Annotated in this window: 16 protein-coding genes; 11 read left to right on the plus strand and 5 right to left on the minus strand. The window is 35.1% G+C overall.

The features are described from left to right. Positions 1 to 19 precede the first annotated feature (19 nt). The 8 genes from GJE18_RS01630 to GJE18_RS01665 all read left to right on the plus strand — a co-directional run bounded on the left by GJE18_RS01630 (position 20) and on the right by GJE18_RS01665 (position 6760). Positions 20 to 2404, plus strand: coding sequence for a DUF4040 family protein (locus GJE18_RS01630; protein WP_085622155.1), 2385 nt, complete (start codon positions 20 to 22; stop codon positions 2402 to 2404). Beyond that, on the plus strand, positions 2391 to 2816 hold the full coding sequence (locus GJE18_RS01635) for a monovalent cation/H+ antiporter subunit B (protein ID WP_085622153.1): 426 nt from the start codon (positions 2391 to 2393) through the stop codon (positions 2814 to 2816). The genes GJE18_RS01630 and GJE18_RS01635 overlap by 14 nt, the downstream gene beginning before the upstream one ends. Then, positions 2813 to 3160 (plus strand): Na+/H+ antiporter Mnh2 subunit C, encoded by a 348-nt coding sequence (gene mnhC2, locus GJE18_RS01640; RefSeq protein WP_037566386.1) that lies wholly within the window; start codon positions 2813 to 2815, stop codon positions 3158 to 3160. The genes GJE18_RS01635 and mnhC2 overlap by 4 nt, the downstream gene beginning before the upstream one ends. Further along, positions 3150 to 4652 carry a Na+/H+ antiporter subunit D gene (locus tag GJE18_RS01645; protein ID WP_107368294.1) on the plus strand — a complete coding sequence of 501 codons (1503 nt, stop codon included), beginning with the start codon at positions 3150 to 3152 and terminating at the stop codon, positions 4650 to 4652. The genes mnhC2 and GJE18_RS01645 overlap by 11 nt, the downstream gene beginning before the upstream one ends. Further along, a complete protein-coding gene (locus GJE18_RS01650; protein ID WP_060552381.1) occupies positions 4649 to 5131 on the plus strand; it encodes a Na+/H+ antiporter subunit E in 483 nt (160 codons plus the stop codon). Before GJE18_RS01645 ends, GJE18_RS01650 begins: the two co-directional genes overlap by 4 nt. Next, positions 5128 to 5430: a monovalent cation/H+ antiporter complex subunit F gene (locus tag GJE18_RS01655; protein WP_037566390.1), complete on the plus strand. Its 303-nt coding sequence runs from the start codon at positions 5128 to 5130 to the stop codon at positions 5428 to 5430. Before GJE18_RS01650 ends, GJE18_RS01655 begins: the two co-directional genes overlap by 4 nt. Continuing rightward, positions 5405 to 5848 (plus strand): Na+/H+ antiporter subunit G, encoded by a 444-nt coding sequence (locus tag GJE18_RS01660; protein ID WP_060552382.1) that lies wholly within the window; start codon positions 5405 to 5407, stop codon positions 5846 to 5848. Before GJE18_RS01655 ends, GJE18_RS01660 begins: the two co-directional genes overlap by 26 nt. A 276-nt stretch (positions 5849 to 6124) precedes the next feature. Further along, complete coding sequence (locus tag GJE18_RS01665) at positions 6125 to 6760, plus strand: FusB/FusC family EF-G-binding protein (RefSeq protein WP_085622151.1); 636 nt, start codon at positions 6125 to 6127, stop codon at positions 6758 to 6760. Between the two features lie 104 nt (positions 6761 to 6864). Here GJE18_RS01665 and mntC read toward each other — a convergent pair whose 3' ends face one another. Genes mntC through GJE18_RS01680 form a run of 3 tightly spaced genes read right to left on the minus strand, consistent with a single transcriptional unit; the run spans position 6865 to position 9372 of the window. After that, positions 6865 to 7779 carry a manganese ABC transporter substrate-binding lipoprotein MntC gene (mntC, locus tag GJE18_RS01670; RefSeq protein WP_060552533.1) on the minus strand — a complete coding sequence of 305 codons (915 nt, stop codon included), beginning with the start codon at positions 7777 to 7779 and terminating at the stop codon, positions 6865 to 6867. Further along, the gene (locus GJE18_RS01675; RefSeq protein WP_060552384.1) at positions 7779 to 8618 is read right to left on the minus strand and encodes a metal ABC transporter permease; all 840 of its coding nucleotides are present in this window, start codon (positions 8616 to 8618) and stop codon (positions 7779 to 7781) included. The genes mntC and GJE18_RS01675 overlap by 1 nt, the downstream gene beginning before the upstream one ends. Beyond that, the gene (locus GJE18_RS01680) at positions 8593 to 9372 is read right to left on the minus strand and encodes a metal ABC transporter ATP-binding protein (protein WP_037566396.1); all 780 of its coding nucleotides are present in this window, start codon (positions 9370 to 9372) and stop codon (positions 8593 to 8595) included. Before GJE18_RS01680 ends, GJE18_RS01675 begins: the two co-directional genes overlap by 26 nt. A gap of 120 nt (positions 9373 to 9492) precedes the next feature. Here GJE18_RS01680 and GJE18_RS01685 point away from each other — a divergent pair, with 120 nt between their 5' ends. After that, positions 9493 to 10143 carry a metal-dependent transcriptional regulator gene (locus tag GJE18_RS01685; RefSeq protein ID WP_060552385.1) on the plus strand — a complete coding sequence of 217 codons (651 nt, stop codon included), beginning with the start codon at positions 9493 to 9495 and terminating at the stop codon, positions 10141 to 10143. A 666-nt stretch (positions 10144 to 10809) separates the two neighbouring features. Here the strand turns inward: GJE18_RS01685 and GJE18_RS01690 are convergent. Beyond that, on the minus strand, positions 10810 to 11556 hold the full coding sequence (locus GJE18_RS01690; protein WP_060552386.1) for a M50 family metallopeptidase: 747 nt from the start codon (positions 11554 to 11556) through the stop codon (positions 10810 to 10812). Between the two features lie 567 nt (positions 11557 to 12123). On the opposite strand from GJE18_RS01690, the gene tarA reads away from it, so the two are divergent. After that, positions 12124 to 12948 carry an N-acetylglucosaminyldiphosphoundecaprenol N-acetyl-beta-D-mannosaminyltransferase TarA gene (gene tarA, locus GJE18_RS01695; protein ID WP_060552387.1) on the plus strand — a complete coding sequence of 275 codons (825 nt, stop codon included), beginning with the start codon at positions 12124 to 12126 and terminating at the stop codon, positions 12946 to 12948. Positions 12949 to 13009: 61 nt separating this feature from the next. Here tarA and tagH read toward each other — a convergent pair whose 3' ends face one another. Then, positions 13010 to 13804 carry a teichoic acids export ABC transporter ATP-binding subunit TagH gene (gene tagH, locus GJE18_RS01700; protein WP_037566400.1) on the minus strand — a complete coding sequence of 265 codons (795 nt, stop codon included), beginning with the start codon at positions 13802 to 13804 and terminating at the stop codon, positions 13010 to 13012. 410 nt (positions 13805 to 14214) lie between these two features. On the opposite strand from tagH, the gene GJE18_RS01705 reads away from it, so the two are divergent. Continuing rightward, positions 14215 to 15018 carry an ABC transporter permease gene (locus GJE18_RS01705; protein ID WP_037566496.1) on the plus strand — a complete coding sequence of 268 codons (804 nt, stop codon included), beginning with the start codon at positions 14215 to 14217 and terminating at the stop codon, positions 15016 to 15018. Positions 15019 to 15042 lie beyond the last annotated feature (24 nt).

Here is a 15042-nt window from a genome sequence, read left to right on the forward strand (position 1 = left end):
AAACAAGGGAGGATGATTTATGCACATTATAGGATTAATGATATTTTTAATTCTAATGATTCTATTTTTGTCAATTATGATAAAGTGGGATTTTAAACAATGGCCAGGTTATATCGCATTATTAGCACCTATTGTAGCCTCTTTATTTTTTATTACACACATACCCAATGTCCTCAATCATCAATACGTCACATACACCTTAAAATGGTTACCTGCTTATGATATCAATATAGACTTTAGGCTTGATGGATTAAGTTTATTTTTTGGACTGTTAATATCTGTAATTGGCATCGTAGTCTTTTTCTACGCGACCCAATACTTATCTCATAAACATAATGATTTACCACGTTTTTACATGTATTTAATCCTTTTCATGTTTAGCATGTTGGGGATTGTACTTTCGAATAATACCATTTTGTTATATGTCTTTTGGGAATTAACAAGTGTTTCTTCATTTTTATTAATTAGCTATTGGTTTGACAAATCTGAGAGTCAACGTGGCGCTGTTACTTCATTTATGATTACAGTGTTTGGTGGCTTAGCGATGCTGGTGGGATTTATTATGCTTTATGTCGTAACAGGTACAAACACCATTACTGAACTCATTGCTCAAAGACATGTAATTGTGTCACATTCGCTCTTTATTCCGATTGTTTTGATGTTATTACTCGGTGCATTCACTAAATCGGCACAATGGCCATTCCATTTTTGGCTACCACGAGCAATGGCCGCACCGACCCCGGTCAGTGCATATCTACACTCAGCTACAATGGTCAAAGCGGGTATATTTCTGTTGTTGCGTTTTACACCGATATTAGGTCAAAGTACTTTTTACATTTATATAGTGACGGGAATTGGATTGTTAACGATGATATTTGGTGCTATCGTAGCGGTTCGTCAATATGATCTTAAGAGTATTCTTGCCTATTCTACGATTAGCCAACTGGGCATGATTACAGCAATGGTTGGTCTCGGCGGTGGTATTGCGACAGCAACGGAACCTGCCATGAGTGAAGCCTATGCATATGTCTTATTTGCAGCGCTTTTTCATTTGTTTAATCATGCGTTATTTAAAGGGACGTTATTTATGGGTGTCGGATTAATTGATCACGAAACAGGAACACGTGATATCCGTGAACTTGGAGGCTTAAAATCTGTACTACCAATAACGATGGTAGTCATGACGTTAGCAGCGCTTGCCATGGCCGGCGTGCCATTTTTAAATGGATTTCTTAGTAAGGAAATGTTTTTTGAGGGGCTTGTTCAGGCGTATCAATTTAAAGATTTTAATCTATTATCAACGATTGTTATCACCTTAATTGGTTTTATTGCGAGTATTTTCACGTTCATATATTCATTAAATATGATTAAAGAGACGTTTTTTGGGAAGTTGAAAACGAATAAATCTATTCATGAGCCGAAATATTTTGTATTACCGGCAGTGTTCACTGCTTTAGGCTTACCTTTATTTTTTATAATGCCACAACTTATAGGAAATACTGTTTTAAAAGCAGCATTTACCACAATTGTTGCATCCGAATCTCTAGCAACGTATGCACCAAAGTTAACCCAATGGCATGGCGTGACACTACCGTTAATCATGAGTGTATTGATTATCATCATTGGAACACTCAGTGTCTTATGTATCAACTGGAATTCATGGATTCAATCGAAAGAAAGCCGTTGGTCTAGTCTTAATGTTTATCAGGAATCATATATGTCTCTAGAAGCTTATTCAGGTTATGGTTTACGCACGTTGATGAATAATCGACTTAACTCATATATTATTCTCACGCTAATGATTTATTTTGGGATTAACGTATATGGCTTGATACGTGTAGGTGTACCTGAAATGTATCGTATTGATGTTACGAACTATCATATTTTTCATGTTCTTTTATTAATTACCGTTATAGTTATTGGTTTTGCGTTAATTTTTATTCGTCAACGTCTTACGATGGTTATTTTAACCGGTGGGATCGGTTATGCTGTTGCATTATTCTTTATACTCATGCGTGCTCCAGATTTAGCATTAACGCAGCTTGTGACAGAAACGATTACCACTGTGCTTTTTATTGTCAGTTTTTCAAGATTACCCAATATTCCGCGTGGTACCTTTAATATGAAAAGAGAATCTGTAAAAATCATCGTATCCTTAATCACTGCACTTACCGTCGTAGGTTTTGTATTTATGATTCAACAAGCGAGTGCATTAGAAACCATATCTGTGTTCTATCACGATGCTTATGAAAAGTCTGGTGGTAAAAATGTCGTCAATGCCATATTAGGTGATTTTAGATCACTCGATACGATGGCTGAGGGATTGGTATTAATTATTGCAGGACTAGGTATCTATACGTTACTCAACTTTAGAGATAGGAGGGGACAAGATGAAAGAGAATGATTTAGTTTTAAAAACCGTCACGCGTATTGTCATATTTATCATTTTGACTTTCGGTTTCTATCTCTTTTTTGCCGGGCATAACAATCCAGGTGGTGGTTTCATAGCTGGTTTGATATTGAGTTCTGCATTTATATTAATGTTTTTAGCTTTTGATGTTCAACGTGTAATTGAAGCGTTACCTATCGATTTTAGAAAATTGATGATATTGGGTGCGTTTGTATCATTTACAACAGCACTGGTTCCCGTGTTCTTTGGTAAAAACATTTTATATCAAGCTGATGCATATTTTAGTTTTCCTTATTTTGGTGAAGTGCATCTTTCTACAATTACATTGTTTGAAGCGGGTATCACACTCAGTGTCGTGGGTGTGGTAGTCACTACGATTTTATCATTGAGTGGGGGGAGATCATGAATATTATATTACTCCTCACAATAGGCTTTTTAGTTTTTATTGCAACGTATATGATTCTATCCAAAAATTTGATTAGAATTGTGATTGGTATCGCGATTTTTACACATGCAGGCAATCTGATTATTATGAGCATGGGAGAATACACAGCGAATAAGACAGAACCGTTAATTGTTACGGGTAAAGAAGATTTTGTGGATCCATTGTTACAGGCAATTGTACTTACGGCTATTGTTATCGGTTTTGCGATTACCGCATTTTTACTCGTATTAGTGTATCGTACCTTTAAAGTGACAAAAGAAGATGAAATTAATGTTTTAACAGGTGGTGAAGAAGATGAACGATAATATGTTAGCAATTCCATTTTTATTACCACTTGTAGGGGCATTAATTTTAGTGATGTTGAATAAACAAGTGAAAATTTCACGTATGATTGCGTTGGTCATACTTTTTATATCATTTATTTCGTCTTTAATGTTGTTGATTTATGTGATGTATCATCAACCGCTTAAATTGGATTTTTCAGGATGGTCTGCACCATTTGGCATCCAATATGTTGGGGATCCTTTGAGCTTATTACTTGTTACTACAACACATTTTGTCGTCTTTATGATTATAGGGTTTGGATTCGGTCGAGGTGAAAAGCGTGCCAATCGTTATTACTTGCCATCCTTTATTTTGTTTTTAGCGGTCGGTGTTGTAGGGTCTTTCTTAACTGCAGATTTATTCAATTTATACGTGATGTTTGAAATTATGTTATTAGCATCATTTGTACTTGTTACGCTGGGGCAATCAGTTGAACAATTGCGCGCAAGTATCATTTATGTCGTACTCAATGTCATTGGTTCATGGATCTTTTTAATAGGTATTGGTTTGTTATACCGTCAACTTGGAACTTTGAATTATACGCATATAGCGATGCGCATTAATGAACTTGAGGATCCGACTGCGATACATTTAGTCGCGATGTCATTTATTGTGGCCTTTGGTTCAAAAGCGGCTTTAGTGTTATTCATGTGGCTTCCTAAAGCTTATGCCGTGTTAAACACTGAACTTGCCGCGTTATTTGCTTCCTTAATGACAAAGGTGGGTGCTTATGCACTTATACGCTTTTTCACACTGATTTTCAATCAAAGTAATGATGTTACAGAGCCTCTACTCATTGTTATGGCGTGTATCACAATGGTGATTGGTGCAGTAGGTACTGTTGCGTATAAAGATATTAAGAAAATTGCTGCGTATCAAGTTGTACTATCCATCGGTTTTGTCATTTTAGGTCTAGGAACTCATACGGTTCATGGTGTGAATGGTGCGATTTTTTACCTCGTGAATGATATTGTTGTTAAAGCTTTATTGTTTTTTGTTATAGGTATTATTGTGTATACGACAGGTTATCGTCAATATCGTCATTTGAAAGGTTTAGCGCAAAAAGAACCTTGGTTAGGTATCGCCTTAATCGTTGTGACACTGGCAATTGGTGGTGTCCCACCATTCAGTGGATTTCCTGGGAAATTATTTATTTTTATGGGTGCTATTGAACATAAACACTATATAGGATTAACATTAATGATTCTAACGAGTCTAGTAGGTATGTATAGTTTATTTAGAGTGTTTTTCTATATGTACGCAGGCAATCAAGAGAAGGGCGCTGAAATTACTTTCCATCCTATACGACCTGTTCGTAAACGCATCATTATGATAATGACGTGGATGGTTTTAATAATTGGACTCGCAGCACCTGTAATCATGCAAGTCACAGAACGTGCAACTGCTATAAATATGAACGTACATCAATATATAAAAATGGTTAATCCCGAGTTAAGAGGTGATGCTAAATGAGACAAATCGCCTTAAATATTATGATTGCTATGCTTTGGGTACTTTTTCAAGATGAAGATGCGTTTAAGTTTCCAACATTTGCAGTGGGATATATGATCGGTTTAATCATTATTTATTTGCTTCATAAGTTTTTCGACCAAGAGTTTTATCCTAAAAAGATATGGGTGTCCTTTAAATTTTTAATGACATACTTATATCAATTAATAACATCTACATTTTCTATCATCAATTATGTATTGTTTAAGACGCATAAAATGGATCCAGGACTCGTATCTTATGAAACGAAATTAGATACAGATTGGGAAATTACATTTTTAACGATACTTATCATTATTACGCCAGGATCAACAATCATTAGGGTGAACCGTAATCCGAATGTATTTCTGATCCACGCGATTGATATTACAGCGAAAGAGAAAAAACAATTATTAAGAAGTATTAAAAAATATGAGGAACTTATTGTGGAGGTGACGAAATGATTTCAACAGTGACAGAGTTACTTTTATCCGGTGCGTTAATTATTTTTGCAATTTCACTTGTTGTAGTGTTGTTTCGTTTAATAAAAGGACCGACAACGGCTGACCGTGTCGTCGCATTTGATGCGATCAGTGCGATATTAATGTCCACAGTAGGTGTCCTTAGTTTATTGTTTAAAACGTTCTCGTTTTTAGATTCGGTCGTTTTAATCGCGATTATATCATTTTTAAGTTCCGTAACTATTTCTCGCTTTATAGAAGGGGGGAATGTGTTTAATGGAAACAATAAACGACATCATTAAACTATTCGCCGCTTTTTTAGTGTTTGCAGGGAGTATCATTGCGCTTATTAGTGCAGTGGGGTTAGTTCGCTTCCAAGATGTGTTTTTACGGATTCATGCCGCGACCAAAGCCTCTACGCTGGCCGTTTTATTAACGTTATTAGGTGTATTTATCTATTTTATATTTGAACAAGGTTATGTCAGTGTCCGCACATTGTTAGCATTGGTTTTTATTAATATCACTTCTCCGGTGGGTGGTCATTTGATTTCCCGTGCAGCTTATCGAACTGGCGCATATATGTATCAAAAACATGTGACAAATGAAGAAGATGCAGATCTTAACAAAGCGGATTTAGATGATGAAGCCAAACGTCAAATCAGAGTGGAAAAGCGAGCCAAACGTCGTAAAGAAGTTTATTCACGGCTAGATGACGATTAAATGATGTTAATGGGTTGATACCTAACGCGTGCAATTGATGTGTTTAAAACTTGGTTTGAGTTCATGTCTCCTCCATTCGAAATTAATCCTTGATGATATCATTCGTCTAATGAAACTGATATAATAAAGTGTATTATTATACGAGGAGATGATTGTATGAGACATGTTAATGTGTCTTATATCATACGCCATAGTACATTCATTACAAATTTTGAAGTACTTTAGGGCAAATATTCATTTCTTAAAGTACTTCACATTAAAATGGAGGCATGAGAAATGAATCAAATTAAAGCGTATGAATTTATAAAAGTAAAACAGCGCGTCAATCAACTTATACGATTATATAAAACGAATGATATTCAAACTCACGCGATGCAAAAACAAATCATATTTAATGAAATTAAAGAGATTTTCGAAGCACAACATATTTATATTGATGATTTTATCAATCAAATCGATGATGTGACTTTGACGAAAAAGAAAGCATCCATGTTATTAGAAAATTTAAAAGTACATGTAGAGGCATTTGAATTGCCAACCTCTAACGCGTTGCATAAGTGTTTTCGCAAAGTGAAAAAACTTAAATTACCGGAGACTGACCATATAGATCTCAAAGAGACAACATTTTTAGGTTGGAATGATTTAGCGTCTCATCGAAAATACATTGTTTATAGAGAGGACAACCAACTTAAAGGTATGTATGGTGACCTCTCTCCAACTAAGGTTAAAGGATTTTGTAAGATATGTAATGCTGAGTCGTATGTTTCTTTATTTCTAAATCAATCTAAACATAATAAAAAAGAAGGAACGTACACAAAAAAGGGTGACTACATTTGCTATGATAGTGTGGCATGCAATGGTCAATTAGAAGACATTACACGGTTGTATCATTTTATTGAGCAAACAAAATAAGCGAGTTGTATTCTAGTAACATGTATAATGGTTTACCCACCGCATCTATCGCTGATCAATAAAAAAGGAGTGAACGGTTTAAGTACCCGTTTCACTCCTTTTTCTTATTTCATACTATCATGTATCGTTTTAATATTTGAAGCCATCATTTTGTAATATGAGTCTCCATCGCTACCTTCTTTACCAATTGAGTCTGTATAAACTGTACCAAATATTTTAGCATCAGTATCTCCACTTAAGCGTTTCATTGCTTTATCGCTTACGCTTGTTTCTTGGAGAAGGTGTTTCATGTGATTGGCTTTTACAAAGTCAATGGCTTGTTTCATTTGTTGAGGCGTACCTTGGTTTTCTGTATTAATTTCCCAAATGAAACCGGCTTTGATGTCATATTGTTTTGCGAAGTACTTAAACGCACCTTCACTTGTAATCATGACACGTTTGTCTTTTGGAATATCATGAAATTGGTTATGACTTTTCTCGTTTAATGACTTAAGCTCTGATAAATATTTGTCGCCTTGTTTTTGGTAATCTTTTTTGTGGTCTTTGTCCGCTGATTCTAATCCTTCTTTAATGCGTTCAACATATTTAATACCGTTACCTAAGCTTAACCATGCATGTGGATCGATATGTGCATCTGACTTTTCGTTACCATTTAAATAGATAGGTTCTACTTTTTCAGAAGCTTGGATGACATTTTTATCTTTTAGTGATTTATTGGCTTCTTTTAATGCTTTTTCAAACCAACCATTACCACTTTCCAAATTAAAACCATTGTAAATGACTACGTCGGCATCAGCTAATGCTTTAATATCTTGAGGTTTAATTTCGTATTCATGTGGATCTTGACCAATAGGGACAATACTATGTATCTCCGCATGTTCACCAGCAACGTTTTTAGTCATGTCATAAAGAATTGAATTCGTTGTTACCACTTTTAATTTGTTTTGTTTTTCGCTTTTACCAAATCCACAGGCTGTAAGCATTACTGCGACAAGTAAAAGGGTAATAATACGCTTAATCATGATGTATGGACAGCTCCTTTGAGTAATTTTGATTTGATTTTGATGTAAATAAAACTTAATACATATAGTGTTGCGGCGATAAGTACAATCACTGCACCACTTGGTAAATTAAGTTGAAAACTAATGTATATGCCGAGTGTAGCGCTAATCATACTACAGATACATGAAATCATTAGCATCGTTGACAGTTTGTTGGCGATAAGGTAGGCAGTCGATGCGGGTGTAATTAACAATGCAACAACTAAAATAACCCCTACCGTTTGGACACTCGTAACAATGACGAGTGCTAAAAGCAACATAACCAAATAGTGAATGAAGCGTGTAGGGATGCCGTTCATTCTGCTGAAAATCGGATCGAATGTCGAAATTTTTAACGGACGGTAAAGAAACAGTATAACACCAACTACGCACAGACTAATCCAAAGTGTTGTATAGAAGGCATCATCTGTAATGGCTAAAATATTACCGAATAAAATATGATACAAATCGGTTGTGGACTGTATCGCACTGATTAAAATAATACCTGTAGCCAGAAAAGTGGTGAAAATAATACCAATGGCTGCATCTTTTTTAGTTTTGGTTGTGTCAGAAATGTAACCAATACATAAGCTACTTAAAACACCTGTCACTAAAGCGCCGATAAACATTGGAATATTAAGTAGAAACGAAATCGCAACGCCTGGCAATACAGCATGACTCATTGCATCTCCCATTAAAGACAGACCTCTTAATAGAATGAAACAGCCGACAATACCACATACCGCACCAACGAGAATAGCCGTGAGTAAGGCACGTGTTAAAAACGGATAATCAACGAGATGTTGTAGGAATTCCATTGTTAGATTGCTCCTTTCGTTGATTCATATGTGTCATGGCTTCGCTCACATGTAATGAGGCTAGGAACGTTTGTTCAATATTTGATGGGATTAATACCTCACGGGTAATACCAAAAAATTGAACACTCTGATTAAGCAATAAGACACGATCAAAATAGTCTGATGCTGTCGACAAATCATGATGAACGATGATGATGAGTTTGCCTTCTTCTTTGAGCGCATTTAATTTTTGGATAATCATTTTCTCGCTCTTGAAATCAATGCCTACAAAAGGTTCATCTAAGATATAAACGTCATGTGTACGCATTAATGTACGCGCTAAAATCACACGTTGTAACTGGCCACCACTTAATGTATGTAGTGGACGTTTTCGCAAATCGAATAGCTCTAATTCTTGTAACAATAAATGACATTGTTGGCGTTTTTGATGTGGTACCCGTTTAAACCAACCGATTTCACCATAGCACCCTGATAACACTAAAGATTCAACGTCAATTGGGAAATCAAGGTCTAAAGCCATTTTTTGAGGCACGTATGCGACATGACGCTTGAGTTGACTTAATGGTTTACCGTTTAATGTAATCGTACCTTTATATTGCAACTCTCCTACTAAAGCTTTAACTAATGTAGACTTACCGCTACCGTTTGGTCCCATAATACCTATAATTTCACCATTTAACGGTAACTTTAATGAAATATCTTTAAGTACATGCTTATGTTGAAGGGTAAGGTTTAAGTTGTTAATTTCAATCATTTTAACACAACCTTTTAAGTAATTTAGGTTACCCTAATAAATTTATATTATAGAATGAAATCTGTCAAAGTCAAGATGTTTCGTGATACAATAAGGTGAATCTTTTTAAGAGGTGAAAAAATGTTAACTGAGGAAAAAGAGGATTATCTTAAAGCGATACTAAGTCACGACGGAAAAACGCATTATGTTTCGAATAAAACGCTCTCTCAGTTTCTGAATATAAAACCGCCTTCAGTAAGTGAAATGGTGGGAAGATTAGAAAAAGAAGGCTTTGTTGAAACAAAACCCTATAAAGGTGTAAAGCTATCTGAAAAAGGCGTCTCAGCTACTCTAGATATTATTAAGAGACACCGTTTGATTGAATTATTTTTAATCGAAGTGATGAATTATACATGGGAAGAAGTACACGCAGAAGCAGAAGTGTTAGAACATCGTGTATCTGATCTCTTTGTAGAGCGCTTAGATGAGTTGCTTCAATATCCTGAGACATGTCCACATGGTGGTATGATTCCAAGAGGGCATGACTTTGAAGAACGTTACAAGACACCTTTAATTGATTTCGATGCTGGGGATAAAGTGATTATTAAACGCATCAGAGACAAAACAGAACTATTAATTTATCTTTCAAGTAAATCAATTCAAATGGGTGACACGGTAGAAATTTTACAAAAAGATGAAACGAACCAAATGCTTGAAATTAAATATGAAAATCAAACTGTCATTTTGAGTTATGAAAACGCAAAAGTAATTTTTGCTGAAAGAGCATTTTAAGTAATATCAAAATGAAAAGCAGCCCGATACATTTATATGGACTGAAAGAGCCATCAGAGTTCATCACGAGATGAATTTTGATGGCTCTTGATTGGTAGAGAGAAAGTCCTCATCATGTGTTTCAATTGTTATAGGTTCTTGTAAACGACAAAACGGGGATGCGTCATAGCACACCTATTAATTAAAAATAAGCCAACAAAATTCATTTATACATGAACTTTGTTAGCTATTATTTATCTTTATAAATCGATTTCGTCTTAGTGATGGAAACTATGATGAATTGTGATTGATCCCTTAGCCGAGACTTCTGAGGCATGTAGCCGCAACCGAAAATCCATTTTGAGAGCAAAAATCTAAGACTAATGGCTTTTACAATATATAAGGCAGTAGCTGATTGGATTGCGTATGCGCTTAAAAGCTTGGCTATTGACCTCCTATTCACGCATGTTCATAGGTGTACTGAAGACGTAATTCATTTCATTCCTAACGTCTTCATGCACCGGCGGGCATTACAACGAAATCAATTAGATTTCTGTAATGCTCCCTAGTTGAGGTGAGGCACCTAGAAAAGCGAGGCGTTAGGGACAATCATAAATTAAAACGATTGATGTCACAACCCTGTTTAAATCTACCATCTTATTACCATACTTGAGTGATTTTAAGTGTTTACGATGCAAAGAGTTGTTGAAAGAGAAAGTAGATACTTGTAAAGTTTAAAATGATCCAAATACTTGAATAAAATAAGGTAGGAATGTGTGTGAGAGCACTCAACGCACTTCCATCCCATGAAGGTCTAGGTCTAGTGAAAGTTAATTGGGCAATCGTCACGGTTGACTGCAACACTTCACCAAGTAATGTGCCTAAAATAAAATGATAGATAAGCATATAAATGTATGAGTAATTCGTTAGATTTTCAGATTGTACACCTAAATAAATCGTTAAAGTAAGTATTAATATAATGAAGATAGGTGTGATTTTACGAGAAGTAACGACCGTAAAATATAAAAATATTAGGACATAAAATAAGATGAATAATGCGCCATATCCTTTACTTTGCATAATGAGGCCTACACTCAACATAAAAGGAGGCATAATATAGCCACCTAAAGTAGTCCAAATTTGTCCTAAGCGGTTTCGTGATTTCGTAATCGCATAGCCTTGTTGTCCTGTTGTAAGTCGTTCACTTCTTTTAACAACAACGACAAAATCAACGGCACGCCCACCACTTAATCGATTGAACAATACATGCCCGAATTCATGCGTAAGGACTGGAATATAATTTAATACAATGTCTAATAATGAAAAAATAGGGCGACGTTGATAGTAATGGCTTACCACGTAGAGGGTGGTAATAAATAATAAAAGCATAATGGAAATCGGAACAGGAGAAATGAGCCATGATTGATCCATCATAAATGTAATCCTTTCTGAATGTAATTGGGTTTATTATACGTGATTGTTCCGGGCCTTGACTATAGACTTTAGACGTATATCTTCATGGGTTGGCAATCTTAAAGATGTACACGTATGTTTACTAAAATGAGTTGTGTCCATTTTAACATAGGAGTATAAAGAGAGGATGAGTGAATAAAAATAAATGATGGGCATAAGCATAAAATTTTTATCAATTAAGCATTAAATCTAGTTATAACTATGTAAAAAAGATGATTTAGTTTTAATAATGCATCAATAAAAATGGTATGATTGTATATCGTTATAACAATAGGCACATATCATGCTTGTACTGAAGTCAACTACATAAAGATTCAATCGGCACCTATACGTGCGTTACACATGATGGGACACTTCAATAGACGGTGAATCTTAAAATTATGGCGTTATTGTGAATTAGGATTAACTTCGCCCTCATACTTTGGTATTAATTATGTTTAATTAACTTGATTTAGGTGTAAAATGTGTTAAAGTTACATAAATGATATGTAAATCTTATGTAAAATACAAGGGAATGAAGGTGAGACTATGGCAAAAGTGTTGCCAGAGATAAAAAGTGAGCGCTCTTTTCCTAGTCATGACGTAGTTAGCAAACCGGATTCTTATGCACTTGAAAAAAAACATGCTCAAGTTCAAGTGTTGGATGTTAAGTTTGATAACGTTACATTACTAGATATGCGTGAACATATCATGCGTTATATGCATACAGACACAGCACATAATTTATTCGTTGTGACCGCAAATCCGGAAATAGTTCACTATGCATCAGAAGAACCATTGTACCAAAACATTATTACGAAAGCGGATTATATTATTCCAGACGGCACAGGCATTGTTAAAGCAGCGCGAATTTTAGGCCAACCTTTACAAGAGCGTGTACCTGGTATCGAAGTCATGGAACAATGTTTAGATATTGCCGATATTGAGAAACGCAAAGTATTTTTACTTGGAGCAACGTCTCCTGTAGTTGAGAAAGCAGCGCGTCGTATTAAAAAGCAATATCCTAATTTAATCATTCAAACGCATCATGGTTTTATTGACATTACTGACCCTAAAGTTGTTGAAGTCATCCGTGACTTTAATCCAGACTTTATATTTGTTGGAATGGGTTATCCTAAACAAGAACAATGGATTCAGCATCATCGTCATCATTTTGATCACACGATGATGATGGGTGTTGGTGGCTCCATAGATGTTTTTAGCGGTGAAGTGAAACGTGCCCCATATATGTGGCGTGCACTCAATTTAGAATGGGTATATAGAGGCATTACCGATATTAAACGTATTCATCGTTTTAAACGTATTCCGAAGTTTATCCTTGCTGTGTATAAACAAAAATATTTTAAAAATTAAAAAGACGCATTTCCATTAGTATATTGGAAATACGTCTTTTCTATTGTATGGTGCATCAATGTTACTTGATTTCAAAACGATCTGCATCTAATTGTTCTCTAAATGCTTTTTGATCAGCGACTGATTTCTTCTTAAAATCTTTTAAAAAGGCTTCGTATTTTGGGAGAATTTCATCAACAGGTCCAAAATCTTTAAGGCGTCCAGCTTCAATCCATGCGATTTTAGTACAAAATTCGCGAACTTGTCGTAAGTTATGACTAACAAAGAAGATTGTTTTTTCGGCTTCTTTAAATTCATATATCTTTTTTAAGCTTTTTTGAGTAAATGTTTGATCTCCAACGGATAGAGCTTCATCGATGACTAATATTTCAGGGTTGATCGTAACGCTAATCGAAAAACCTAGCTTCGAACGCATCCCACTAGAGTATTTCTTAACAGGTTGGTAAATAAATTCGCCTAATTCACTAAATTCTACGATTTGAGGTGTGAGTGCTTTTATTTCGTGTTTGTTAAATCCCATGCACAACATTTTGAACTCAATGTTTTCCATACCTGTCAAATTGCCATTCAAACCAGCATTAATCGCAATGACACTTACGTCACCTGCTTTATCAATGTGTCCGTGAGTAGGTGTAAGGGAGCCCCCAATCATATTACTTAACGTTGATTTTCCAGATCCGTTAATACCTACAAGACCAATGACATCACCCGCATAGGCTTGTATGGATACATCTTTTAATGCATAAAAGGTCTTATTTTTATGTTTTGGCCAAATGGCGTCCTTAATACGTTCTTTATTATTACGATAGATACGGTATTCTTTTGTAACATGGTCGATGTTTACCGTTGGCTTCATTATTCAACATTCCTAACTTAAAAAGTGTATTACGTGAAAGATTATATTTCATTCGTGCCTCATTTGTAGAGTCGTGGTAGAGTAGTAGTATAGATATAAATTATCTATGATAAATCGTTTGTTTTGATTATAATCGTATCAAATGAAGTTACAGATTTTAAAATCTTTCATTTTTGACTTTCATCAATCAATCACTTTAGATTATAATCATATTACTAAGTAGTTGTTAATTTTGTAAAGCTATTGTAAATTATTTAAGGATACAATGTATTAATTTTACTTAATGCAATGAACTATTTCAATTAAAGGATATGCGATATACGCGAGTCGGTCAAACTTTAAATAAATTGGGAGTTATTTTTAGTTTGTGAGATATCAATAGATTGTCGCATGTGAAAGCGTGGTCAGTTATGAAATCTGTTTTAACCGTGCTAAAAGAGCACGTGAGAAGCTTCTATCTCATACAACGTTTAGCACAGTTCCAATTGAAAATAACCAACCATAATAACTATCTTGGGTTAGCTTGGGAAATTATTAATCCAGTGATTCAAATTTTAGTGTATTGGTTTGTTTTTGGTTTTGGAATTCGAAGTAACCATCCTATTGATGGTGTGCCGTTTATCTATTGGTTACTCGTTGGTATTAGCATGTGGTTCTTCATCAACCAAGGGATTTTAGAAGGGACAAAATCTATTACGATGAAGTACGGACAAGTGGCGAAAATGAATTTTCCACTTTCAATCATTCCAACGTATATTGTAACGAGTAAATTATACGGTCATCTTGTGCTTGTATTGGCGATAGTTGGACTTTGTACGATTGTAGGGCTTCCGCCTTCAATTCATATTATACAATTAGTCTTATTTATTCCGTTAGCGTACTTTATCACAATGTCAATTTCATTGCTAACGTCAACGTTAGGTGTACTTGTACGTGATACGCAAATGGCGATGCAAGCTTTATTAAGGGTTCTTTTCTATGCATCACCGATTCTTTGGGTACCTAAACCAGGATCGTTGCCGGAAAAGATTATGATGTTTAATCCAATTTATTTTATTGCGGAAAGTTATCGTGCGGCGATATTGTTTAAAGAATGGTACTTTATCACGCATTGGGAACTCGCTTTATATAATGTTTTAGTTGCAGGTGTATTCTTTGTAATTGGGTCGATGTTGCATATGCGCTACAGAGATCACTTTGCAGATTTTATGTAATACAATCAAAGAATGAGCGGTTAA

Source organism: Staphylococcus agnetis (assembly GCF_011466855.1).
GTDB lineage: Bacteria > Bacillota > Bacilli > Staphylococcales > Staphylococcaceae > Staphylococcus > Staphylococcus agnetis.